This is a genomic window from Kitasatospora sp. NEAU-69, from assembly GCF_057158765.1.
Genome location: NZ_JBWXUE010000003.1, coordinates 127,119 through 149,675, shown reverse-complemented (window position 1 = coordinate 149,675; position 22,557 = coordinate 127,119). Strand labels below are relative to the sequence as shown.

Sequence of the window (22,557 nt, the reverse complement as noted above, 5' to 3'; positions counted from 1 at the left end):
GGCCTTCGCGGGGTGCTCGTTCACCGGCGGGTCACCACGGGGTCGTCGGCCGGCCTGCCGGGTCCCCGAAAGCTGACACAGCGTCGCCCCGCAGCGACACCCGCCGCAGGCGGGGCGTACCGTGGGTCCACGACCCGGCGAGGAGAGACGGTATGCCAGCGAGTTTCCCCGAGACCGCGATCAGCACCGAACGGCTGCTGCTACGCCCTCTGGAGGAGGGCGACGCGCCCGAGCTGGTCGCGATGATGGCCGATGAGCTGGTGCTCAGCTGGACCGACGTCCCGCAGCCGTACACCCGTGGGCACGCGCTGCGCTGGATCCGCTACGAGGCCCCCGCGCTGCGGACCCGGGGCCAGGGCATCGCGTTCGCCGTCACCGAGCACCTCACCCAGCGCCTGGTCGGCGTCGTTCAACTGCGGGGCACCGACTGGCGGCTGCTCAGTACGGAGGCCGCCTACGTCACCGCGCCGTGGGCCCGCGGCGAGGGGTACGCGGTCGAATCGCTGCTCGGCGTGGCCCAGTGGCTCTTCGAGGACCGTGGTTTCCACCGCCTGGAACTGCGCACCGCGGCCGGCAACACCGCCGCCCAGCAGGTCGCCCAGAAGATCGGCTGCATCAGCGAGGGCGTGCTGCGCAGTGCCTGGATAGTGCGCACCGGCGAGGTCGGCTCGGCGGGGGAGGAGAGCCGCAGCGACCTGATCCTCTGGAGCCTGTTGCCCGAGGACCTCGAACCGGTCGATGCGCCGGACTCCTATCACGACGCGCAGCGCTACGCGTTGCGCGACTGAGCCGAGCCGACTGACCTGAGCCGACTGATCCGAGCCGACTGAGCCGAGTCAAGATCCGCTTTGCCGCGGCAACCGGCCGTCCAACCGGTAACCTTCCGCTGGGCGGACGGCCGAAAACAGACTGTGCGGGGGGCACACCTCCCGAGCTGCGGCCGCCCGGCCAGGCCCAGGGCCCGGACGCGCTGCACCACCGCGCGCCGTGGCCGAGTCGCGCGGCGGGAACCGAGGGAGAACAGCGGCGATGGCTGACCGGATCACGGTCATCGGATGGGACGGCACGCCGCTGACGGAGGCGGCTGCCGCCGCGCTCGCCGCGGCCACGCTGGTGGCGGGCGCGCCCTACCAGCTCAACGCACTACCGGTACCGGCCAGTGCGGAGCGGATCGCGCTCGGCAGCGTCGAACTGGCCGCCCGCAGGATCGCCGAGCACCGCGGCGCCGTGGTGGTGGTCGCGGAGGGCGACCCGGGCTTCTTCGGGGTGGTCCGCACGCTGCGCCGGCCCGAGTACGGGCTGGAGCTGGAGGTGCTGCCCGCGGTCTCCTCGGTCGCCGCCGCGTTCGCCCGCGCCGGCATGCCCTGGGAGGACGCCCAGGTGGTCAGCACGCACGGCGGACGGCTGCGCAAGGCGGCCAACGTCTGCCGGGCGCACACCAAGGTCGCCGTCTTCACCACGCCCGACGCCGGGCCGAGCGAGCTCGCGCTGATGCTGCGCGGCGTGCACCGCACCTTCGTGGTCTGCGAGGCGCTCGGCACGCCGGACGAGGACGTCCACGTGCTCACCTCCGAGCGGGTGCCCGACCACGTCTGGCGCGATCCGAGCGTCGTCCTGGTGATCGGCGGCGGCACCGGCGCCCAGCCGGTGGGCGCGCCGTCCGGCTGGCTGGCCGGACGTCCGGTCAACTACCCGCCCGCCGAGCGGGCCTGGGCGCTGCCCGGGCAGGCGTACGACGGCGAGCCCGCGCAGATCCTCTCGCCGCAGGCCCGCGCGGTGGTGCTGGCCCGGCTCGGCCCCGGCGCGGGGGATCTGGTCTGGAGCGTGGGGTCGGGCAGCGGGGCGCTCGCGGTCGAGATCGCGCGGTTCGGCGCCGCGGTCGTCGCGGTGGAGGCGGACGCGGCGGCCTGCGCGCGGATCGCGGTCAACGCGCGCCGGTACGCGGTCGAGGTGGAGACCGCGCACGGCAGCGCGCCCGAGGTGCTCGGCAATCTGCCCGAGCCGGACGCGGTGGTCGTCGAACACGGCGGCGCCGAGGTGGTCGCGGCGGTGCTGACCCGCCGTCCGGGCCGGCTGGTCGCGGTGGCCGGCACGCTCGGCGAGGCGGAGGCGATCCGCACGGTGGTCGCCGCCGCCGGCTACCAGGTCGGCGGCGCGCTGCTGCAGTCGGCACCGCTGCTCGCCGACGGCGGGCTGAGCGTCGGGGCGGGGGAGAGCACCCTGCTGCTCTGGGCCGAGCCGGGCAGCTGACGGCGTGGCACCCGATCCTCACCATTTCCAGACCATGGCATTTGAGGATGATTCGGACAGCGATTCGATGATCGGTCAGTCGAGGCCGGTAGTCTGACGGTCAGATCGCTGCCCCGCTGTCCGGGGCGGCGGCCGCGCCGACGTGGTGCAACCCACACGCGGATCGGTGCGTGGGCATTCGACTGACGCTCGCCCGACCGGGAGAATGACCCCGGGCCTCGGGCAGTCGTGCCGGTTGCCCCGGGCTGTCGTTATTTCAGGTGACGGCGCACGGCTGCCGACTGCCTCCACGGGCGGTACGGCCCGGGCGCCCGACGCCGTGACCAGCCGGACGGACCACGGCCCCCGCGCCAGAACGCGGGAGCCGGCAGTTGTTGTTGGGGTGGGCCGGCACGCGGCTTGGACCCGGAGCGGGCGGTGCGCCTCGGTCGGCGACCGGGCCGCCAAGGACGCGGATGCGGCCTGGAAGGAGTGTTGACATGACCGACGGCGGTCACGTCCCGAGTGAGGGACTGCCGGAGCACCTGCTCCCCGAGACCGGAGCAGATCCGGCGCAGGGAGCCGGCGGGTGGGGTGCAGACCTCGTCGGCCAGGCCACTGCGGCCGGGGCACCCCGGCCGGCCTACACCTTCATCGACCAGCCGGACCGTCCCGAGGTCCTCGACGACGAGGACGACGTTCTCTTGATGCCCGGTCCGCAGGGTTCCTGGAGCGACGGCACGACGGGGTACCCCGTGCCGCCCGTGCCGCCGATGCCGCCGGTCGCCGGCATGGTCCCCGAGGCCGGCCCGATGGCCGCGCAGCCGATGCCCGGGATGCCGGTCGAGCCGTCCTGGCCGCCGGTGAACCCGCCCGGCTTCGCGCCGGTCGCGCCGGTGGAGGCCGTGCCCGCCCCGGCGGCCGCGCAGCAGGCGCGCCGCCCGCTGCACGCCGGTCCGCCGATTCCGGACCCCTCGCTGATGACCGGTCAGGTGCCGGTCCGCTCGCTCGCCGACCGCGGTCCGTCCGGGCAGGGCGGCACCCCGCCGCACGGCGTCCCGGTGCAGCCGCAGGTCGCGCCGCCGGTGGCAGTGGCGGTGGCGGAGGCCGCGGTGCTGCCGACCCAGGCGGTGGCCGGGGACCTGCTCGCGCCCGTCGCCGCCCCGCCGGCGGTCGTCGAGCCGGTCGCGGTCGTCGAGGTGCCGGTGGTTGCCGAGGTGCCCGTCGTCGAGGTGCCCGTAGCAGTGGAGCCGATCGTCGCCGAGCCGGTCGCTGTCGCACTCGCCGAGCCGGTCGCCGTCGAGCCCGTCGCCGAGCTCCCCGCCGAGCCGGTGACCGCTGAGCCCGTGCCGGCCGAGGCCGTCGTCGTGGAGCCGGTTGCCGTCGAGCCCGTTGTTGTCGAGCCCGCTGTTGTCGAGCAGAGCGCGGTCGAGCCCGTGGCTGTCGCAGCCGTGGTCGAGGCCCCCGCCGTCGAGCCGGTCGCCGAGGCGCCCGTCGTCGCCGAACCCGTGGCCGCCGAGGCCGTCGTGGTGGAGCCCGTCGTGGTGGAGCCGGTTGCCGTCGAGGCCGTGCCGGCGCCCGAGGCCGAGCCGCAGGAGTCGGCCGAGCCGACTTCCGAGGCCGCCCCGGAGCCCGCCGCCGAGCAGCCCGCACCCGAGGCCCCCGTCGTGGTCGAGGCCCCGGTCACCCCCGAGGCCCCTGTCGCGGTCGAGCCCGTGGTCGCCGAGGCCATCGCAGCCGAGGTGCCCGCGCCCGAGACCCTCGCCGAGCCCGCGCCCGAGGCGCCCGCCGCCGAGCCCGTCGCCCAGGCGCCCGCCGCGGCGCCGCAGCAGGCCGCCCCGCGCCGGATCGCGGCCTTCCTGGCCGGCCCGGCGATCGGCCTCTCGGTGCCCGAGCCCATCGCCGAGCCGGTCGCGCCGGAGGCCACCGCCTCCGCGATAGCGCCCACCGAGCCTGCCGCTGAGCCCGCCCCCGAGCCGGTCGCCGAGGCCGCCGCCCCGCAGGCCACCGAGACCACCGAGGCCCCCGTGGCCGAGCCCGAGGCGGAGCCCGTCACCGAGCTCCCCGCCGAGCCCGCCCCCGAGCCCGCTGCCGAGCCCGCCACCGGTGAGGCCCCCGAGCCGCTCGAGGCCGAGCTGCCCGTCGCCGACGAGCCCGAGGCCCCCCGCGGCCCCGCCGCCCCCGCCTACGACGACGCCATGCGCGAGGCCGTCCACCAGGTGATGCGCGAGCGCCGCGACATCCGCAACGGCTTCCGCCCCGACCCCGTCCCGCACGAGGTGCTGCTGCGCGTCCTGGAGGCCGCCCACACCGCCCCCAGCGTCGGCTACTCGCAGCCCTGGGACTTCGTGGTGATCCGCTCCACCGAGACCCGGCAGAAGATGCACGCACTGGCGGCCCGCCAGCGCGCCGCCTTCGCCGACTCGCTGCCCAAGGGCCGGGCGAAGCAGTTCAAGGAAATCAAGATCGAGGCGATCCTCGAGACCCCGGTCAACATCGTGGTCACCGCCGACCGCACCCGCGGCGGCCGGCACACCCTGGGCCGCCACACCCAGCCGCAGATGGCGCCGTACTCGGCCGCGCTCGCCGTCGAGAACCTCTGGCTGGCGGCCCGCGCCGAGGGCCTGGGCGTCGGCTGGGTCAGCTTCTTCGACGAGGAGGAGATGGTCCGCGAGCTCGGTCTGCCCGAGCACCTGGAGGTCGTCGCCTACCTCTGCGTCGGCTACGTGGACGCCTTCCCGGACGAGCCCGAGCTCCAGCAGCAGGGCTGGGCCAAGAAGCGCCCGCTCTCCTGGGTGGTGCACGAGGAGCAGTACGGCAACCGCGCGCTGCCCGGCGAGGAGCCGCACAGCGTGCTCTCCGAGACGCTGCGCACCATAAGGCCACTGGACGCCAAGGCGCTCGGCGAGGCCTGGGACCGTCAGAAGCGGATGACCAAGCCGGCCGGCTCGCTCGGCATGCTGGAGATCATCTCGGCGCAGCTGAGCGGCCTCTCCCGCAAGTGCCCGCCGCCGATCCCGGAGCCCGCCTGCGTGGCGATCTTCGCCGGCGACCACGGCGTGCACGCCCAGGGCGTCACCCCCTGGCCGCAGGAGGTCACCGCGCAGATGGTGGCCAACTTCCTGGCCGGCGGCGCGGTGGTCAACTCCTTCGCCGCCCAGGTCGGCGCCGAGGTCTGCGTGGTGGACGTCGGCGTCGCCAGCGAGCTGCCGGAGGCGATCCAGCAGGGCCGCACCACCGGCCTGCTGCCGCGCAAGGTCAAGCCGGGCACCGACGACATGACCCAGGGCCCCGCGATGACCCGCGAGGAGGCGCTCAAGGCGCTGGAGGTCGGCATCGAGACCGCCCGCGACCTGGTCGCGGCCGGCAACAAGGTGCTGATCACCGGCGACATGGGCATCGCCAACACCACCGCCTCGGCCGCGCTGATCGCGGTCTTCGCCGGCGCCGACCCGGCCGAGGTGACCGGTCGCGGCACCGGCATCGACGACGAGACGCACGCCCGCAAGGTCGATGTGATCCGCCGTGCGCTGGAGCTGCACCAGCCGGACCCGGCCGACCCGATCGGCGTACTGGCGGCCGTCGGCGGCCTGGAGCACGCCGCGATCGCCGGGTTCCTGCTCGGCGCCGCCTCGCTGCGCACGCCCGTCATCCTCGACGGCGTGATCGCCGGCTCGGCGGCGCTGGTCGCCAAGGCCATCGCCCCCGAGGTGCTGGCCGCCTGCATCGCCGGGCACCGCTCGGCCGAGCCCGGCCACCAGGCCGCGCTCGCCAAGATCGGCCTGCGTCCGCTGATCGACCTCGACCTGCGGCTCGGCGAGGGCACCGGCGCTCTGCTGGCTCTCCCGCTGGTGCAGAGTGCGGCCCGTGCGATGCACGATGTAGCCACCTTCGACTCCGCCGGCGTCACCGAGAAGGCCTGACACCTTCTCCTGGCACCCCGTACCGGCCCAAGGGCGCGCCGGTACGGGGTGCTGCCCTACCCGAACAACCCTCCCAGCCCCCAGGAGCCCCCGATGAGCGCCGCCAACCCGCACCCCGGCACCGAGGGCCGCACGCCGTACCCCGTCGGCCTGCTGCTGAGCGGCCGCCGGGTCGTGGTGATCGGCGGCGGCCAGGTCGCCCAGCGCCGGCTGCCCGCCCTGATAGCGGCCGGCGCCGAGGTCCAGCTGGTCTCGCCGACGACCACCCCGGCGGTCCAGGCGATGGCCGACGCCGGCGAGCTGACCTGGCACCGGCGCGGCTACGCCGACGGCGACCTCGCCGACGCCTGGTACGTGCTGGTCGCCACCGACGACCACGCGGTCAACGAGGCGGTCAGCGCCGAGGCCGAGCGCCGCCGGGTCTTCTGCGCCCGCAGCGACGACGCGGCCGCCGCCACCGCCTGGACGCCCGCCACCGGCCACGACGAGGGCACCACCGTCGCCGTGCTGACCGGCGACCCGCGGCACTCCGCCGCGCTGCGCACCACCATCGTCGAAGGACTGCGCGACGGCAGCCTGAGCGCCCGCCAGTTCCGCAGCCGCGCGGCCGGGGTGGCGCTGGTCGGCGGCGGCCCCGGCGACCCCGACCTGATCACCGTGCGCGGGCGCCGGCTGCTCGCCGACGCGGACGTCGTGGTCGCCGACCGGCTGGCCCCGCGCGAGCTGCTCGCCGAGCTCGCGCCGCACGTCGAGGTGATCGACGCCTCGAAGATCCCGTACGGCCGGTTCATGGCGCAGGAGGCGATCAACCAGGCGCTGATCGAGCACGCCAAGGCGGGCAGGTTCGTGGTCCGGCTCAAGGGCGGCGACCCGTACGTCTACGGGCGCGGCGGCGAGGAGCTGCTGGCCTGCGTCGAGGCGGGCGTCCCGGTCACCGTGGTGCCCGGCATCTCCAGCTCGATCAGCGTGCCGGCCGCCGTCGGCATCCCGGTCACGCACCGCGGCATGACCCACGAGTTCACCGTGATCTCCGGCCACGTCGCACCCGAGGACCCGCGTTCGCTGGTCAACTGGGAGGCCGCCGCGCAGATGAGCGGCACGCTGGTGCTGCTGATGGCCGTCGAGCGGATCGGCGCGATCGCCGCGAAGCTCGTCGCCTGCGGCCGGTCCGCCGACACGCCCGTCGCCGTGGTCCAGGAGGGCACCACCGCCGCGCAGCGCCGGCTCGACGCGACGCTCGCCACGGTCGCCGAGGTGGTCGCCGCCGAGGGCGTGCGCCCGCCGGCCGTGATCGTGATCGGTGACGTGGTGCACGTCCTCGACCCCGCCACCCGTACCAGCTGAGCCCCGTACCTCCTGAGTCGAGAGCACTCCTGTGTCCCAGCCCGAGCAGATCACCGACCCCACCGACCCGCGGCTGGCCGACTACACCGGCCTGACCGACGTCGAGCTGCGCCGCCGCCGCGAGCCCGCCGAGGGCCTGTTCATCGCCGAGGGCGAGAAGGTGATCCGGCGCGCGCTCGCGGCGGGCTTCGCGATGCGCTCGATGCTGCTGACGGCCAAGTGGCTCGACGTGATGTCCGACGTCATCGCCGAGGCCGACGCGCCGGTGCACCTGGTCGAACCGAAGCTCGCCGAGCAGGTCACCGGCTACCACGTGCACCGCGGCGCGCTCGCCTCGATGGCCCGCAAGCCGCTGCCCGACGCCGCCGAGGTGCTGACCGGTGCCCGCCGGGTCGCCGTGCTCGAAGGGCTGGTGGACCACACCAACCTCGGTGCGATCTTCCGCAGCGCCGCCGCGCTCGGCATGGACGCCGTGCTGCTCTCCCCGGACTGCGCCGACCCGCTCTACCGGCGCGCCGTCAAGACCTCGATGGGCGCCGTCTTCTCCGTCCCGTACGCGCGGCTCGACCCGTGGCCGGCCTCGCTCGCCGTGCTGCGCGAGGCGGGCTTCGAACTGCTCGCGCTCACCCCGGCCGAGGGCTCGGTCGAGCTCGCCGAGGCCGCCCCGCACCGGTTGCCGAAGGCCGCGCTGATGCTGGGCGCGGAGGGTGACGGCCTGACCGACCGGGCGCTGGCCGCCGCCGACGTCCGGGTCCGGATCCCGATGGCGCACGGGATCGACTCGCTCAACGTCGGTGCGGCCGCGGCCGTCGCGTTCTACGCCGTCAACGCCGGCGCCTGACCGAAGGCCTGACGAGCCGTCAGGCCGTCAGTCCATCTCCTGCCGAGCGGTGCCGCGCCCGGCGGCCCAGGCCACCCAGGCGGCCACCCAGGCCGCCAGCAGGTCACCCGAGTGCGCGTCCGTCAGCTCCACCTGCGCGGCCCAGTACGGTGCCCAGAGCGCCTGGGCCGCCGCGCTGTCGGCCGGCTCGCCGAGCCCCGAGTGCCGCAGCAGCTCCTCCAGCGCCGCCTCCCGTGGGCCGTCCCGCTCGGTGAACCACGGGACGTGCGTGCGCAGATGGCCGATCTGGTTGACCAGCGAGGTGATCAGGTACTCGGCCCGCTCGACGCCGCAGCCCTGCACTGCGTCCAGCTCCAGTACCGCCCGCCGCCACAGCGGGCGGTACGCCTCGCCGGCGTCCGGGCCGCCCGGCACGAAGGTCTCCAGCAGCGCCCGGACCGCCGCGACCCCCTTGGCCGGCGCGAGCACCGGCTCGGGGCGGGAGCGTAGTTCGGCGGCCTTGCGGTCGAACAGGTCGTTGCGCTCGGCCACGTACGGGAGCAGATCCGCCACCGGGCCGACCTCGACCGCCGCCGGGTCCTCGGTGCCCGCGGCCGGATCCGCGGCGCCACGGCCGATCACCAGCACCGCCTGCGAGTCGAACCGCAGCCGCAGGATCCAGGTCGCGCCGAGCCGGCAGAGCTCGCCGTGCGGCAGCCGGGAGAAGACCGGATCCCCGCCCCCGCGAGGGATCTTGGGCTCGGCGGCCAGCACCGCCGGCAGGTCGATCTCCTGCTCCGCGCTGCCCGGCGCGAGCGTGGTCACCGCGATCAGCGGGCCGTCGGGCCTGTCCCAGTCCCCGTACATCAACTTGACCGACACCACGGCCGAGTCCTCGCTCTGCCACTCCGCCAGGTACGCCGGATGGATGACCGGCACTCTCAATCCGTAGACCGGAAACGGCGGTTGCTCGGCGAACTCGCGCATCTTGCGCTGATACTGCTCCAGGCGGCGGGGGTCGGGGGGCATCCTCTTCATACCACCGAGTCTTGCAGCGCGGGCCGGTCCGCAAAACGCCGCCGCAGTACGGCAGATGCACCACACCAGGTCCTCGGCGCCAGGTTCGCAGGTACCCGTGTCACCGGACTGTTCTAATCTGAGGCTGCGACCACCAGCTGCCCTCAGGAGGCAAGCGTGCAACCCGTCTTCGTCGACTTCTCGACCCTTGAGCCGCGCACCGGCAACGCCGAAGTCCGGATCGGCAAGGCCCACTTCGCACGGGATCACATCGGCCTGGACGCGGGCGGCGAGGTGGAGATCGACTTCACCGTGCCACCCGGCGGGATCACCGACGAAGCCACGCTGAAGATCCGCGCCCTGGTCTCCAAGCTCGGCGCGAGCATGGGCCTGGCCCCGCTCGACGTCAGCGTCAACGACGTGACGCTGCTCAGCAACCACCGGATACCGGGCGGCGGCGACCTGCCGCAACAGCTCGTCGTCGCCGTCCCGGCCGCGCTGCTGCGGCCCGGCACCAACACCCTCCGGCTCCGCTCCGGCGACCAGGCCCGGAGCCACCTGTGGCTCTACCGGGTCCTGCTGGAGCAGGTCTGGGACCGCGACGGTGCCGAACGCGCCCTGCTGGCGGACTCGTTCGCCGACTCGCTGCTCGGCTACCGGACCGAGCTGCGCACCCCGGGCAGCGACCAGTGGCAGCCCGCTCCCGACTGGCGGCTGCACATCGACAGCGGCGAGGGCGGCCTGCCCGTCCGGCTCGACTGGCGGGCCCGGTCCGGCGCCGAGGCCTCGGTCGAGTTCGCGCTGGAGCTGCACACCTTCTACGGCCACTACCGCGCGCCCGACGGGAGCTGGCACGAGCTGCGCGGCTCCCTGACCGGCCGGCAGCCGAACACCGCGCTGCCGTACACCCACTCCTTCGCCACCGAGGCCGGCTGGGGCGGCCGCTGGCACCAGGGCGGCCCGCTGCACCTGCACCTGGAGACCGGCGACGGCCCGTACGACCGGATCTCCTGGAGCGACCAGCGGGCCTGCTCCGCCTCCATCGGCCTGGCGGCGGACGGCGCCTCGTTCCTCGGCTGGTCCCAGCGCGTCAACGAGGGCCCGGTCGGCTACCGGGGCACCCCGGCGCCCCGGCCCACCGCCGCACCCGCGGCCGGCCCGAGCACGCTCACCCAGGACCTGGAGGAGATCGGCGAGGCGCTGAGCACGCTCGCCGACACGGCGGTGAAGCAGCTGACCGGCTGGTGGCAGAAGCTCTGAGCCGGCCGCGCCGCCGCGTTCAGGCCACGGTGCTCAGAACGGCGGGATCTGTTCCGGGACGAGGCCGGCCTGGCGGAGCAGTCCGTACAGGTCCGTCTCGCCCCAGAACTCGACGATCCGCCCGTCCAGCACGCGGTAGGACTTCACACCGGTCATGGTGAGGTCGCGCCCGGTCCGGTCGTGCCGGTACGTCAGGGTGAAGGCGACGGTGACCCGGTCGCCGGCCGCGAAGAGGTCGTCGATCCGCACCCGGCAGCCGGACAGGCCCGGGGTCAGGATCGCGCCCTCCGGATACTGCCGGCCCTGGACGTGGTGACCGGCGCCGTGGACGCGGACGTCCTCGGCGACGACCTCCCTGAGCTCGGCGAGGTCGAGGGTCTCGAAGACCCGGAGGTAGCGGCGGACGATCTCGCTGTTGCGCCGGCTGAGGTCGGTGGTGGCATCTGCGGTGATGGCATCTGACATGGCACGACCGTATCCAGCCGGTCGGCGTTGCCACCAGGGACGGCGGAAGTCGGCTCCGCCGACTTCCGCTGGACGGACCGTCAGTCCAGGGCAGGCCCGCCGCCGGCACCGGACCCCGCGCTCGAACCCGTCCCTGCCACTGTGCCCGTGCCCGTGCCCGCCGCCGCGCCAGCGCCCGTGCCCGCGCTCGCCCCTGCGCCGGCGGCGGTGCCCGTCCCGGCGTTCGTGCCGCCGGAGATGCCCGCGCCCGGCCAGGACTCGTCCAGCGTGCCGTCGCCCCTGACCGCGTACCGCGTGGTCGCGGTGGCCCCGGTCTGGGTGACCCGCTCCTCGCGGACCAGCGCGCCCTCCTCCAGCCGCCAGGCGGCGGCGGACAGCGGGTCGGCGGCCGAACTGCGGGCGGCCAGTAGGACCGGGGCGTCCGCGTTGAAGCCGAACAGCTCGACCAGATCGACCGGCACCGAGCCCTCGGTGCGGCGCAGCACCACCACCGTGGCCGGCGCGCTGCGGTAGCGGGCCGGCAGCACGGCGGCCAGCGTCACCACCGGCGCGCCGGGGGAGGGGGCCGCCGAGGCCGCCGGGTCGGCGACCGAACGGCCGTCGCGCAGCCGGATCGCCGGTCCGCCGGCGGGGTCGGTGTAGCCGTGGTTGGGCCAGTCCACCGCGGGCACCGGCCCGGTCGGCAGGCCGAACGAGGCGCCCGGCGACGGCGCGGCGGGGCTGCCGGTGCCGCCACTGGTCCGAGCGGCCGGTGCCGCCGGCGCCGAGGCCTGCGGCTGGCTGCCGTCGGCCGAGAGCCCGATCGCCGGGCCGGCCGCGCCGACGCTGTCCCCGCCCGCACCACCCGCGCCGAGCGGCGTGGCGGGCGCGGCCGAGACGGCACCCGGCTGCGGCGGCGGCAGGCCGCGCGAGCTGCGCTTCTCGCAGCCCTGCGCGGCCGCGATGACCAGGGCGACGCCGAGCGTCACGGTGATGAAGACGATCAGCCGCTGGCGCCGCAGCCGGCGCCGCGCATCGGCCGCGCGGCCGGGCACCGGTGTGTGCTGCCGGTCCCGCGCACCACCGGGCCGCGCGGGTGCCGGGGTCTGCCGCTCGCGCAGGCCGCCCGGCCGCTGCCCCGCGCGCGGCTGGCCCGCGTGCTGCTGGCCGCCGTGCGGGCGTTCCGGATGCCGGCGCTCGGCGTGCGGCCGCTCCGCGTGCTGGCTCTGCGCGTACTGCCGCTCGGCGTACTGACCCTCGCCGTACTGAGCCTCCGCGTACTGGCGCTCTGCGCGCTCCTGCCCGCCGTACTGGCGCTCGGCGTACTGCCGGTCCGTCCGGTCCTGGCCCGCCCCCGGCGCCGCCATCGGCGCAGTCGGCTGCGGCCCGCCGGCGACCGGTCGCCGGGGCGCGCCGGGCCGCCCGGGCCCCGCCACCCCGTGCTGCCCCTGCCGGTCCTGCTGCTGCCCGTGCCCCTGCGCCTGCGCCTGCCCATGCCCCTGCGACTGCGCAGCCGGGTGCCCGGGCGGCTGCGCGTACGGCTGCGAGCGGGCGAACCGCGGCCGCCCGAGCGCCCGCGCCTCGTCCGTCTCCCGGGCCAGCTGCCCGGCCCGCGCCTGCTCCCGGGCCTGCTGCGCCGCGGCGGCAGCGGCGGCCGCCGCCTCGCGCGCCTGCGCCGCCGCCCGCTCCCGCTCGGCCGGATCCGGCTCGCCGGCCACGGCGGTGCGCGGCCGCCCGCCGGCACCCGCCCGGGCCGCCAGCTCGCTCAGCCGCTCGTGCAGGTGCGCGGCGCCCGGCCGGTCCGTCGGCTCCTTCGCCAGGCAGGCCCGGACCAGCGGCGCGAGCGGCGCCGGCACCTCCGACAGGTCCGGCTCCTCGTGCACCACGCGGTACAGCATCACCTCGGAGGAGGCACCGGAGCCGAACGGCGTGTCACCGGTCAGCGCGTACGCCAGCGTCGCCCCGAACGCGAAGACGTCGGTGGCCGGAGTGACCGCCGCCCCCCGCACCTGCTCAGGGGCCAGGAAGCCGGGCGAGCCGACCGCCGTGCCCACGTGCGTGAGCGTGCTTGCCCCGCGGGACCAGGCGATGCCGAAGTCGATGATCCGCGGGCCCTTGGGGGAGAGCAGGATGTTCGAGGGCTTCAGGTCACGGTGCACCACACCGGCCTCGTGCACCTTCACCAGGCCGTCCGCGAGCGCGGCGCCGATCCGGGCAACCTCCGGCCAGGGCAGCGGGCCCTCGTCGCCGACCCGCTTGTACAGCGAGGGGCCCGGCACGTACGCGGTGGCCAGCCAGGGGCGGTCGGCCTCGATGTCGGAGCCGACCACCCGGGCCGTGCAGGTGCCGCGGATCCGCGAGGCCGCGGCGATCTCCCGGGCGAACCGGGTGCGGAACTCGGAGTCCTCGGCGAGCTCGGCCCGGATCAGCTTGAGCGCGACCCGCTGGCCCTTGCGGTCCGACCCCAGGTACACCACACCCATGCCGCCGGCGCCGAGCCGCTTGTGCAACCGGTAGGGGCCGACGATGCGGGGGTCCTCACGCCTCAGCCGCATCATCGCCATGTCGTTTCCCGTCGGCCCGTCAGGTGGGCAAACCGTGAGAGAGGGGCCCCGGACGCGCAGGCAGCTGCTGGGGCATCGTCAATTGCTGTCGGGCACAGCTTACGGAACGTCGGCTGCGGTGTGCTGATACGCAACACGGGAACCGCCGGTGGGATTGTCCGATCTCCGTTCGTCCACCCTCTGTCCACTCTTCGCCTCCCCATGTCCCCCCTGAGGGTGAGCATCAGGGTTCCCTCGGGGGTTGACACCCCATCGGATCCGTCTTCGGTAGTACTCCAGCCAACCCCGACTCATCCTCCCGTACTGCTGTGGAACGGTACGCGGGCATGACGTCACGGACCTTGCCGCGGCCTACCGTTGAGAACAGCGGTGGGCGGGGGTACTCGTCCCCCGAGGTCATCCGCCCACCGCGACCACCCAGACCACGAGCAGGTCAGACCACGAGCAGGAGCGGGATCATGGCAACGCAGCTCACCGGAGCCGCCGCTGAGCGCCGGCGGCCGTTCGCCCACCGGCTGCGCCGCACCCAGCGGCCGACCAGCGCCGAGCGGCATCCCGTCGTCGCACTGGCGATCGCGCTGCCCTGCGCCGTGGCCCTGCTCATGCTCTTCGGCGGCTGGGAGCAGATGGTCACCCAGACCAAGGCGGTGGCCGACATGATCGGGCGCTGATCCCCGGGACAGGGATCGGACGCCGGCCGGCGGCGGCGCCCCCGCGAGGACACGCGGACGGGCAAGCGCGGGAGCACCCCGCCCCGGCCAGTCACAAGGGTCGTGGGGGGGGGGGGGGGGGGGGGGGGGGGGGGGGAAAGGGTGTTTTCATCCCCCCCTCAACCCCCCCCCCCCCCTCCGCCCACATCGGCTTCCTTTTTTTTTTTTTATCCTCCTTTCCCCCCCCCCCCCCACGACCCTTGGTCGACCGCCGACCCGGAACGCCGCCCCGGACCGGCAACGCCGAAGGGCCGCAGCCTCGTTCGGAGGCTACGGCCCTTCGATGGTGCTCAACTGTGCGCGATACTGGGATCGAACCAGTGACCCCTACCGTGTCAAGGTAGTGCTCTCCCGCTGAGCTAATCGCGCTCGTCCGGCGCTGACGCACCGGGCCAAGCAGTCGGCCGCACCGCAAGGTGCCGCCATTGGCCCCGAAGGACCAGTGCGCGATACTGGGATCGAACCAGTGACCCCTACCGTGTCAAGGTAGTGCTCTCCCGCTGAGCTAATCGCGCTCGTCCGGCGCTCACACGCCGTTCCAAGCAGTGGCCGCACTCGGTGGTGCCGCCGGAAGATCCCGAAAGATCCATGATCCCGAAAGATCGGTGCGCGATACTGGGATCGAACCAGTGACCCCTACCGTGTCAAGGTAGTGCTCTCCCGCTGAGCTAATCGCGCGGGAAGACCCCCGGCTGACCGGGGGACCTCTGGAGGTGGAGACGGGATTTGAACCCGTGTACACGGCTTTGCAGGCCGTTGCCTCGCCTCTCGGCCACTCCACCAGGCAACTTCGGTTGTACTCTATCAGGAAGAACGATCTTGCTGTTCTCCACCGAGCGGACGACGAGATTCGAACTCGCGACCCTCACCTTGGCAAGGTGATGCTCTACCAACTGAGCCACGTCCGCCTGTCTTCCAGGTCCTTCACCGCTTTCCTGCGGCTCCGTGTCCCGGCGACGTGTTGAACTTTAGCGGAAACCTGGGCCAGCTCAAATTCCGTATCCGGAGCGGGCCGCCCGGAGCCGCCACAACCGGTGGCCCGCAAGGGTTTCCGCCCCCCTCGCGTCCCCGCAGGTCAGCCGCCCGAAAGCCGCCCATGACCGGCTGGTCCCCAGCCCCCGCCCTGCCCCCGCCCAGCTCCGGCCCGGTCCGCCCGCCGTCCGACGGCCGGTTCCGGCAGCCCGACCTAGACTTCCAAGCACCCCACTCCAGTCCCCTCCAGGAGAACCGTGCCCCCCGCGAGACCCGCCCTCGACCCCCGCCAGCCGATGGCCCGCTTCGGCGGCCAGATCGCCACCGGACTGCTGGAGGTGACCGACGACCCCGCCGCACTGGCCGGCGGCGGCTGGTGGGCCGTCGCGCACGACTTCGAGGGACGCCTCAACTGCGCCCGCTTCGCCGAGGTCCACCCAGACCCGGCGCCGGCCCCGGCCGGCGACCGCTGGCGCGGCCCCGGCCCCGGGGACTGGCACAGCTCGCTCGACCGCTCCGCCTACCTCGCGGGCGTGCGCCGGATCCGCGAGCAGATCGCGGCCGGCGAGGTCTACCAGGCCAACCTGTGCCGGGTGCTCAGCGCACCGCTGCCCGACCCCGACCCGGCCCACAGCGACATCGACGCGCTCACCGCGCTGCTCGCGCTCGGCAACCCCGCCCCCTACGCGGGCACGCTGCGGCTGCCCGAGCACGGCGTGGAGATCGCCACCGCCTCCCCCGAGCTCTACCTGCGCCGCGACGGCGCCACCGTCTCCTCCGGCCCGATCAAGGGCACCGGGCGCACCGAGCACGACCTGCTGGAGAAGGACCACGCCGAGAACGTGATGATCGTGGACCTGGTCCGCAACGACCTCGGCCGCGCCTGCGCCACCGGCAGCGTCACCGTGCCCGACCTCTGCGTGGTCGAGAAGCACCCCGGTCTGGTCCACCTGGTCTCACTCGTCGAGGGCCGGCTGCGCGACGGCGCCGACTGGCCCGAACTGCTCGACGCGACCTTCCCGCCCGGCTCGGTCACCGGCGCACCCAAGTCCAGCGCGCTGCGCATCATCGAAGCACTGGAGACCGCCCCGCGCGGCCCCTACTGCGGCGCCGTCGGCTGGGTGGACGCCGACCGCGGCCGGGCCGAACTCGCCGTCGGCATCCGCACCTTCTGGATCGACCGGCAGGCACCCGGCGGACCGCTGCTGAACTTCGGCACCGGCGCCGGCATCACCTGGGGCTCCGAACCGGAGCGCGAATGGGACGAGACCGAACTCAAGGCCGCCCGGCTGGTCGCGATAGCGTCGGGCCGGCACCCCGCGTAGCCGGCCCGCCCACAGCGGTCGCCAGTCGAACATCAGCCGCCCGTCCCATCGCCCGGCAGCAAGGAGCGAACCCCGATGATCTGGCTCAACGGAGCACTGGTCGATGAAGCCCGCGCCGAGGTCTCCGTCCTCGACCATGGCCTGACCGTCGGCGACGGCGTCTTCGAGACCGTCAAGGCCGTCGACGGACAGCCGTTCGCGCTCACCCGCCACCTCGACCGGCTGACCCGCTCGGCCACCGGCCTCGGCCTGCCCGAGCCCGACCTCGAAGCGGTCCGCAAGGGCTGCGAGGCCGTCCTGACCGCCAACCCGATGCCGCTGGGCCGGCTGCGGATCACCTACACCGGCGGCGTCTCCCCGCTCGGCTCGGACCGCGGCGACGCCCCGCCGACCCTCGTCATCGCCCTGGGCGCCGCCCACCCGCGCCCGGACACCACCGCCGTCAGCACCGTGCGCTGGACGCGCAACGAACACAGCGCCGTGGCGGGCCTGAAGACCACCTCCTACGCCGAGAACGTCGTCGCGCTCGCCCACGCGCACCGGCACGGCGCCTCCGAGGCGCTCCTCGCCAACACCGCCGGACAGCTCTGCGAGGGCACCGGCTCCAACGTCTTCGTCGTCCTCGGCGGCAAGTTGCTCACTCCGCCGCTCGCCTCCGGTTGCCTGGCCGGCGTCACCCGCGCCCTGGTCGCCGACTGGTGCGACGCCGAGGAGGCCGAACTCCCGTACCAGGTACTGCGCGAGGCCGAAGAGGTCTTCCTCACCTCGACACTGCGCGACGTGCAGGCCGTCGCCCGGATCGACGACCACGAACTGCCCGCCCCCGGCCCGGTCACCGCCCGCGCGATGGCCGTCTTCGCCGCCCGCGCCGCCGACGACCTCGACCCCTGACCGACCCCGGCACGCGTATGACCGCCGCCCGGCGGGGAACATGGTCACCATGACGACCACGCTGCGCCCCGCCGGCCCCGAGGAGCACCTGCCGGACGGCAGCCACAGCCGCCGCTGGCAGGTGTGCGCCAACGGCCGCCCCGTCGGGAGCATCCGCACCACCGCGCACCCCAACGGCCTGCGCGGCACCGGGCGGATCGACGAGCTGGAGATCATCGACGGCCGTCGCCGCGGCCGTGGCACCGTCGCCGTGCTGGCCGCCGAAGAAGTGCTGCGGGCCTGGGACTGCCACCGCGCCGAGGTCAGCGTGCCCGCCGGTGCGGCGCCGGCCCTCGCGCTCGCCACGGCCGTCGGCTACACCGAGACCAACCGCCACCTCGCCAAGCACCTCGACACCCAACCACCGCCCCCGGTGGCCGAACTGACGATCCGTCCGATAACCTCCGCCGAGTTCTCCGACTGGCTCGACGCGGGCAGCGCCGAGTCCCAGGCGCAGCTCGTCCGGATCGGCCTCACCGAACAGCAGGCCCGCGAACGCACCGGGCCGGGCGTCGCCGGGCAACTGCTGCCGCAGCAGGAGGCCACGCCGGACACCGCGCTGCGCCGGCTGCTCGCCGACGGCGAACCGGTCGGCAGCATCTGGCTCAGGCTGCACCTCACCGAACTGCCCGACGGTCGGCCGCTCGCCTGGGTGATGACCGTCGAGGTGCACCCGGACCGGCGCGGAAACGGCTTCGGCCGCGAGCTGATGCTCGCGGCCGAACGTGAATGCCTTGCCGCCGGAGTCGAGGACCTGGGCCTGAACGTCTACACGGCCAACCAGGCCGCCCTGCGGCTCTACGAGTCGCTCGGCTACCAGCCCACCAAGCTCGTCCTGGCCAAACCGTTGTAGGGCCCGCTCGCGGGTCCTCAGGCCTCCAGCAGCGCCGTGATCCGCTCCAGCAGCCCGTCCTGGCTCTTCGAGCCATCCAGCAGCTGCCCGGCCACCAGGTAGGTCGGCGTGCCGACCACCTTGATCGCCTTCCCCTCGGCCTGGTCGGCGTCCACCACCAGCATGTGCCGGCCATCGACCAGCGCGGTGTCCATCTCCTCGGCGTCCAGTCCCAGCTCGGCGGCGACCTCCAGCAGCAGCTCGGGCCCGCGCCGGTCCAGCTCCTCGACCCGGGCCAGCACCGCCTCCACGAACGGCCACCCCTGACCCTGCGCGAACGCCTCCTCGGCCGCCTCGGCCGCCGGGTACGCGTGCTTGTGCTTCTCCAGCGGGAAGTGCCGGAACTCGATCTGCAGCGCGTCGCCGAACCGCTCACGCAGCGCGCGCACGTCGTCGAGGGCGGTGCGGCAGTCCGGACACTGCAGCTCGCACCAGAGCTCCAGCCGGGGAAGGGAACCATCGGTCATGCCCACAGTGTTCCACTAGGTGAGAGCGGACACGGACCACCGGCCCCGCACGACCACGGAGGCGCCCATGCTGACCGGCGCGATCTGTTACGCCCTGACCATCGCGGGTCTCGCGATCGCAGTGCTGCACGGCGTACGCCGCCGCTGGCGCACCGCGATCCGCTGGGCCGGCGCCGCGCTGCTGCCGGCCGGCGTCTACCTCACCGGGCTCGTCCCGGTCGGCACCGCGATCGGCCACGCGGTCGGCCACTGGGCCACCATGCTGGTCTTCGACCCGCGGGTGTGGGCGGGCATCGTGATGCTCGGCACCGGGATCCTGCTGCTGCTCGCCACCCGGCTCGGCGGCGGCCGTCGGGAGGTCGGCGCCGCGGAGTCCACCGAGCGCCGCCAGGCCCCGGCCGGTCCCGGCGCGGCGGGCGCGATCGCGCCGAGCCGTTCGACTGCGGCCGCCGCCCCCACGCCGGCCAAGGCCGCGAAGCCGGCCAAGCAGGGCAAGGCGACCGGGGCGGACGACGGCCTCGGCGACTTCTCCGACATCGAGGAGATCCTGCGCAAGCGCGGCATCTAGGCCCTGACGACAGGCTCTGGCGCCGCCGCCTGGTGCCGCCCGGGCTCAGCTGACTCAGCTGACGGCCACGGCCTCGTCCGCCGCCGAGCGCTGCCGCGCCCGGTACGCGGCGACGTGCATGCGGTTACCGCAGGTACGGCTGTCGCAGTAGCGCCGCGAGCGGTTCCGCGACAGGTCCACGAAGACCCGCGCGCAGTCCGGCGCCTCGCAGCGGCGCAGCCGCTCGCGCTCGCCGGCCATCAGGATCAGGCCCAGCGCCATGCCGAGCTCGGCCGCCAGGTGATCGGCCAGCGCCGCGTGCGGGGCGAAGTAGTGCATGTGCCAGCCGTGGCCGTCGTGGTCGGTCAGCCGCGGCGTCGCGTTCACCGCCGCCACCAGCCGGTTCACCAGCTCGGCGGCCGCCGCGGTGGAGGCTGCGGCGAAGACGGCCCGCAGCTGCGTGCGCAGCGCGTGCACGGCCGCCAGGTCCACCGGACCGACCGAGTCGACCTCGCTGATGTCGCGGCGGACCACGAAGGCCTCCAGCGCCGGCACATCCGGCAGCTGCTCGTAGCCGCCGACCTCGGGCGCCGTATTGAGGAGCTCGACCAGGATGCTCAGGGCGCACTCGGTGTCATGGGTGATCAGCACGTGGGAGCTCCTCGCGTGCGCCGGGAGGCGGTGTGCCGCCTCGCTACGGTCATCACCGCCGAACAATACCGGGCCCGGGCCCGAGAGCGCCGAAGGCGCCCGGCACCACGGCCGCCCGTCCCGCCGCCAGTGCGGCACGGGCAGTCGTGGTGCCGGGCGCCAGGCGCCGGCGTTATCGCGCGCGGCCGGGGCGTCCGGGCGCCGCGGCCACCGGTGCGCAGAGGCACCGGCGTCGCGGGCGCCCGGCCCACGGGCCGCGGCAGCGCGACTGAAGCGGTGGCCGTGCCCCCGAGTAGGACAGCCACCTGACCGGCTCGGCCGGACCCGCCGACCGAGCCACCGGGGGAGCACCCCCCGGCAGGCTTCAACTCTCGGCGAGGATGTGCGACAGCTCCCGATCCAGATCGAAGTGACGGTGTTCGGTGCCGGGCGGCACGGCGGCGTCGGTCCGCTTGAGGAACGACTCAAGCGCCCGGGCCGGGGCCTCCAGCAGGGCTTCTCCTTCCGGAGAGCTCAGCGCGATGCAGACGACTCCCTGTCCATGGCTGCGTGACGGCCACACCCGGACGTCGCCGGTACCGGTGGGACGGTGCAGCCCCTCCGCGAGGAGGTCGCGGGCGAACACCCACTCCACGGTCTCGTCGGCACCGGTGTGGAAGGTGGCATGCACGGCATAGGGGTCGGCAGTGTCGTAGCGCAGGCCCGCGGGGACGGGCAGTGACGACTCGCTCGACACGATGAGGCGCAGGTGCAGCTCGCAGCTGACCGTGGTGTTCATAAGCGCCATGGCCTTTCGCTCAGTGTGCGCTCGGGGAATCGCACGTCGGCGAACGGACCATCCCACCCCCAGCACCGATGTAAACCCCTCTGTCCCGATTCGGGGCCCGCCGGTAACCCTTCCGGCGCATTGCACAAAGCCGCTCAAGGCCGCCCGGAGCGGAAATACCGGGCCCGGCGCCGGATCGTCCGACGAGTCCGCCGTTGGTCACGGAAAGTGACGGATTCGAACGGATCGGCTGGTCGGGCCCCGGCGTGGCGGTTACTCAAGCGGTTCCCGGGGGGTGGTGCGGGGCACCCCTCGGGATGCGGTAATGTTTTCTCTGCACCCGGGCGATTAGCTCAGCGGGAGAGCACTTCGTTCACACCGAAGGGGTCACTGGTTCGATCCCAGTATCGCCCACCGGATAGTGCAGTAAGGCGTAGGACTCTGGTTTTAATCGACCAGGGTCCTACGCCTTTTTGACGTTCTCGACATTCCCCGGTTCACCCGGGGAAGCTGAACGGTCGTCACCCCGCCTTTGCCGGCCCGCTCCTGTCGGGGCGTCGGGCGCCCCGCCGCCCACCACGTTGCGAGGTACCCCCCGGACGGTGCTATTGTTCATCTCGTTGCCCGGGCGATTAGCTCAGCGGGAGAGCACTTCGTTCACACCGAAGGGGTCACTGGTTCGATCCCAGTATCGCCCACCGGACAACATCGGGCCCCAACTGCCAATGGCGGTTGGGGCCCGATGCATTCGCTGACCGGCCGTCAGGCCGCGGTCCGTCCGGCCGTCAGGCCGCGTCCTCCTGGCGGGCCGGCCGCAGCGGCCAGGAGCGGTCCACCCGCTCCGGCGTCCCGGCCCGGTCGAACCAGTCCTGCAGACCGCGGGCCTGCGCCGCGTGCCAGCCGCGCTGGCGCAGGTGCAGCTCGGCCGGCGAGAAGGCGCCCAGCTTCGGATGCCGCACCGCTATCGCCCGCACCAGCTCCAGCGAGGCCGCCGCGTCCGCCGTCGCGTCGTGCGCCCCCTCCAGCGGAACCCCGTAGTGCGCGCAGAGGTCGGTCAGCGTCCGACGCCCCTTGCGGTAGCGGTCCACGTACTTGTCCAGCACCCGCGGGTCCACCACCAGCAGCTGTGCCCCGGCCAGGAACGCCTCCAGCGAGCTCCCGCGGTGCCGGCGCAGCTCGCGGTCGAGCAGCGTCAGGTCGTACGGCGCGTTCATCACGACCAGCGGCACCCCGCGCCGGGCCTGCTCGGCCAGCGCGGTCGCCAGCTCGGCCGTCACCACCGCCGGCGGCCGGCCCTCGGCCCGCGCCCGCTCGTCGCTGATCCCGTGCACCGCCTGGGCGCCCTCGGGGATCGGCACCCCCGGATCGGCCAGCCAGCTGCGCCGCTCCAGCGCGGCGCCGGGCGCGGACTGGACCACCAGGGCGGCGGACACCACCCGGTCCAGCTCGACGTCCACGCCGGTGGTCTCGGTGTCGAAAGAGGCGAGTGGACCCTCGAACCAGGGTCGGGACTCCTGCACGACTGCCCCCCGAGGGTGCCTCGCATGCGGCTGTTCTCCCTGGTGATACCGCAGTTGACGCCCCCTCAACCCGCGCGGCGCCGCTCTGTTCCCGGCGCGGACCCGGCGGCGGGGGAGCTGTGGGGGAGCTGGGGCGGCATTGGTGCGCAGCGGGCGCGTCCGTCTCGGTACCATCG

At 74.3% G+C, this 22,557-nt stretch carries 18 protein-coding genes and 7 tRNA genes; 13 read left to right on the top strand and 12 right to left on the bottom strand.

The features are described from left to right. The first annotated feature begins 152 nt into the window (after window positions 1–152). From AC060L_RS04945 to AC060L_RS04925, 5 genes are all read left to right on the top strand, one after another. Window positions 153–788 carry a GNAT family N-acetyltransferase gene (locus tag AC060L_RS04945; protein WP_483797216.1) on the top strand — a complete coding sequence of 212 codons (636 nt, stop codon included), beginning with the start codon at window positions 153–155 and terminating at the stop codon, window positions 786–788. 241 nt (window positions 789–1,029) lie between these two features. Further along, window positions 1,030–2,250: a precorrin-6y C5,15-methyltransferase (decarboxylating) subunit CbiE gene (cbiE, locus tag AC060L_RS04940; protein WP_483797215.1), complete on the top strand. Its 1,221-nt coding sequence runs from the start codon at window positions 1,030–1,032 to the stop codon at window positions 2,248–2,250. Between the two features lie 479 nt (window positions 2,251–2,729). After that, window positions 2,730–6,152, top strand: a complete 3,423-nt coding sequence (gene cobT / locus AC060L_RS04935) for a nicotinate-nucleotide--dimethylbenzimidazole phosphoribosyltransferase (protein ID WP_483797214.1) — start codon at window positions 2,730–2,732, stop codon at window positions 6,150–6,152. 93 nt (window positions 6,153–6,245) lie between these two features. After that, on the top strand, window positions 6,246–7,496 hold the full coding sequence (gene cobA / locus AC060L_RS04930; RefSeq protein ID WP_483797212.1) for a uroporphyrinogen-III C-methyltransferase: 1,251 nt from the start codon (window positions 6,246–6,248) through the stop codon (window positions 7,494–7,496). A 31-nt stretch (window positions 7,497–7,527) separates the two neighbouring features. Next, window positions 7,528–8,337, top strand: coding sequence for a TrmH family RNA methyltransferase (locus AC060L_RS04925; RefSeq protein ID WP_483797211.1), 810 nt, complete (start codon window positions 7,528–7,530; stop codon window positions 8,335–8,337). 27 nt (window positions 8,338–8,364) lie between these two features. Here AC060L_RS04925 and AC060L_RS04920 read toward each other — a convergent pair whose 3' ends face one another. Beyond that, a complete protein-coding gene (locus AC060L_RS04920; RefSeq protein WP_483797209.1) occupies window positions 8,365–9,354 on the bottom strand; it encodes a hypothetical protein in 990 nt (329 codons plus the stop codon). Window positions 9,355–9,510: 156 nt separating this feature from the next. On the opposite strand from AC060L_RS04920, the gene AC060L_RS04915 reads away from it, so the two are divergent. Continuing rightward, window positions 9,511–10,593 carry a hypothetical protein gene (locus AC060L_RS04915; protein ID WP_483797207.1) on the top strand — a complete coding sequence of 361 codons (1,083 nt, stop codon included), beginning with the start codon at window positions 9,511–9,513 and terminating at the stop codon, window positions 10,591–10,593. A gap of 33 nt (window positions 10,594–10,626) precedes the next feature. Here the strand turns inward: AC060L_RS04915 and AC060L_RS04910 are convergent, their stop codons facing one another. Beyond that, window positions 10,627–11,058, bottom strand: coding sequence for an ester cyclase (locus AC060L_RS04910; protein WP_483797205.1), 432 nt, complete (start codon window positions 11,056–11,058; stop codon window positions 10,627–10,629). A gap of 80 nt (window positions 11,059–11,138) precedes the next feature. Then, window positions 11,139–13,601: a serine/threonine-protein kinase gene (locus AC060L_RS04905; RefSeq protein ID WP_483797204.1), complete on the bottom strand. Its 2,463-nt coding sequence runs from the start codon at window positions 13,599–13,601 to the stop codon at window positions 11,139–11,141. Window positions 13,602–14,059: 458 nt separating this feature from the next. Between AC060L_RS04905 and AC060L_RS04900 the strand changes: the two genes are divergently transcribed. Further along, complete coding sequence (locus AC060L_RS04900; RefSeq protein ID WP_483797202.1) at window positions 14,060–14,272, top strand: hypothetical protein; 213 nt, start codon at window positions 14,060–14,062, stop codon at window positions 14,270–14,272. 336 nt (window positions 14,273–14,608) lie between these two features. Here the strand turns inward: AC060L_RS04900 and AC060L_RS04895 are convergent. The 5 genes from AC060L_RS04895 to AC060L_RS04875 all read right to left on the bottom strand — a co-directional run bounded on the left by AC060L_RS04895 (window position 14,609) and on the right by AC060L_RS04875 (window position 15,219). Beyond that, window positions 14,609–14,680: transfer RNA gene (locus tag AC060L_RS04895), tRNA-Val, on the bottom strand. Window positions 14,681–14,754: 74 nt separating this feature from the next. After that, window positions 14,755–14,826: transfer RNA gene (locus tag AC060L_RS04890), tRNA-Val, on the bottom strand. Window positions 14,827–14,917: 91 nt separating this feature from the next. Next, window positions 14,918–14,989 (bottom strand) — tRNA-Val (locus AC060L_RS04885). 30 nt (window positions 14,990–15,019) lie between these two features. Further along, a tRNA-Cys gene (locus AC060L_RS04880) sits at window positions 15,020–15,093 on the bottom strand. Between the two features lie 53 nt (window positions 15,094–15,146). Beyond that, window positions 15,147–15,219 (bottom strand) — tRNA-Gly (locus AC060L_RS04875). 360 nt (window positions 15,220–15,579) lie between these two features. Here AC060L_RS04875 and AC060L_RS04870 point away from each other — a divergent pair. From AC060L_RS04870 to AC060L_RS04860, 3 genes are all read left to right on the top strand, one after another. After that, window positions 15,580–16,608, top strand: a complete 1,029-nt coding sequence (locus AC060L_RS04870; protein WP_483797429.1) for a chorismate-binding protein — start codon at window positions 15,580–15,582, stop codon at window positions 16,606–16,608. A gap of 75 nt (window positions 16,609–16,683) precedes the next feature. Beyond that, window positions 16,684–17,499: an aminotransferase class IV gene (locus AC060L_RS04865; protein WP_483797200.1), complete on the top strand. Its 816-nt coding sequence runs from the start codon at window positions 16,684–16,686 to the stop codon at window positions 17,497–17,499. A 49-nt stretch (window positions 17,500–17,548) separates the two neighbouring features. Then, window positions 17,549–18,391 carry a GNAT family N-acetyltransferase gene (locus AC060L_RS04860; protein WP_483797198.1) on the top strand — a complete coding sequence of 281 codons (843 nt, stop codon included), beginning with the start codon at window positions 17,549–17,551 and terminating at the stop codon, window positions 18,389–18,391. A 17-nt stretch (window positions 18,392–18,408) separates the two neighbouring features. Here AC060L_RS04860 and AC060L_RS04855 read toward each other — a convergent pair whose 3' ends face one another. Beyond that, window positions 18,409–18,897 carry a DsbA family protein gene (locus AC060L_RS04855; protein WP_483797197.1) on the bottom strand — a complete coding sequence of 163 codons (489 nt, stop codon included), beginning with the start codon at window positions 18,895–18,897 and terminating at the stop codon, window positions 18,409–18,411. Window positions 18,898–18,964: 67 nt separating this feature from the next. On the opposite strand from AC060L_RS04855, the gene AC060L_RS04850 reads away from it, so the two are divergent. Further along, window positions 18,965–19,465 (top strand): hypothetical protein, encoded by a 501-nt coding sequence (locus tag AC060L_RS04850; RefSeq protein WP_483797196.1) that lies wholly within the window; start codon window positions 18,965–18,967, stop codon window positions 19,463–19,465. 54 nt (window positions 19,466–19,519) lie between these two features. Here the strand turns inward: AC060L_RS04850 and AC060L_RS04845 are convergent, their stop codons facing one another. Both AC060L_RS04845 and AC060L_RS04840 read right to left on the bottom strand, forming a co-directional pair. Continuing rightward, on the bottom strand, window positions 19,520–20,095 hold the full coding sequence (locus AC060L_RS04845) for a CGNR zinc finger domain-containing protein (protein WP_483797194.1): 576 nt from the start codon (window positions 20,093–20,095) through the stop codon (window positions 19,520–19,522). A gap of 364 nt (window positions 20,096–20,459) precedes the next feature. After that, complete coding sequence (locus AC060L_RS04840) at window positions 20,460–20,873, bottom strand: SsgA family sporulation/cell division regulator (RefSeq protein ID WP_030056266.1); 414 nt, start codon at window positions 20,871–20,873, stop codon at window positions 20,460–20,462. Between the two features lie 330 nt (window positions 20,874–21,203). On the opposite strand from AC060L_RS04840, the gene AC060L_RS04835 reads away from it, so the two are divergent. Both AC060L_RS04835 and AC060L_RS04830 read left to right on the top strand, forming a co-directional pair. After that, a tRNA-Val gene (locus AC060L_RS04835) sits at window positions 21,204–21,275 on the top strand. 212 nt (window positions 21,276–21,487) lie between these two features. Further along, a tRNA-Val gene (locus tag AC060L_RS04830) sits at window positions 21,488–21,559 on the top strand. Between the two features lie 87 nt (window positions 21,560–21,646). Here the strand turns inward: AC060L_RS04830 and AC060L_RS04825 are convergent. Next, window positions 21,647–22,381 carry an exonuclease domain-containing protein gene (locus tag AC060L_RS04825; RefSeq protein ID WP_483797192.1) on the bottom strand — a complete coding sequence of 245 codons (735 nt, stop codon included), beginning with the start codon at window positions 22,379–22,381 and terminating at the stop codon, window positions 21,647–21,649. Between the last annotated feature and the right edge of the window lie 176 nt (window positions 22,382–22,557).

Bases quoted from the DNA above. Each gene is read 5' to 3' on its own strand.
- AC060L_RS04945 (WP_483797216.1), top strand. From the start codon at position 153: ATGCCAGCGAGTTTCCCCGAGACCGCGATCAGCACCGAACGGCTGCTG.
- cbiE (WP_483797215.1), top strand. From the start codon at position 1,030: ATGGCTGACCGGATCACGGTCATCGGATGGGACGGCACGCCGCTGACG.
- cobT (WP_483797214.1), top strand. From the start codon at position 2,730: ATGACCGACGGCGGTCACGTCCCGAGTGAGGGACTGCCGGAGCACCTG.
- cobA (WP_483797212.1), top strand. From the start codon at position 6,246: ATGAGCGCCGCCAACCCGCACCCCGGCACCGAGGGCCGCACGCCGTAC.
- AC060L_RS04920 (WP_483797209.1), bottom strand. From the start codon at position 9,354: ATGAAGAGGATGCCCCCCGACCCCCGCCGCCTGGAGCAGTATCAGCGC.
- AC060L_RS04910 (WP_483797205.1), bottom strand. From the start codon at position 11,058: ATGTCAGATGCCATCACCGCAGATGCCACCACCGACCTCAGCCGGCGC.
- AC060L_RS04905 (WP_483797204.1), bottom strand. From the start codon at position 13,601: ATGGCGATGATGCGGCTGAGGCGTGAGGACCCCCGCATCGTCGGCCCC.
- AC060L_RS04900 (WP_483797202.1), top strand. From the start codon at position 14,060: ATGGCAACGCAGCTCACCGGAGCCGCCGCTGAGCGCCGGCGGCCGTTC.
- AC060L_RS04870 (WP_483797429.1), top strand. From the start codon at position 15,580: ATGGCCCGCTTCGGCGGCCAGATCGCCACCGGACTGCTGGAGGTGACC.
- AC060L_RS04865 (WP_483797200.1), top strand. From the start codon at position 16,684: ATGATCTGGCTCAACGGAGCACTGGTCGATGAAGCCCGCGCCGAGGTC.
- AC060L_RS04860 (WP_483797198.1), top strand. From the start codon at position 17,549: ATGACGACCACGCTGCGCCCCGCCGGCCCCGAGGAGCACCTGCCGGAC.
- AC060L_RS04855 (WP_483797197.1), bottom strand. From the start codon at position 18,897: ATGACCGATGGTTCCCTTCCCCGGCTGGAGCTCTGGTGCGAGCTGCAG.
- AC060L_RS04850 (WP_483797196.1), top strand. From the start codon at position 18,965: ATGCTGACCGGCGCGATCTGTTACGCCCTGACCATCGCGGGTCTCGCG.
- AC060L_RS04840 (WP_030056266.1), bottom strand. From the start codon at position 20,873: ATGAACACCACGGTCAGCTGCGAGCTGCACCTGCGCCTCATCGTGTCG.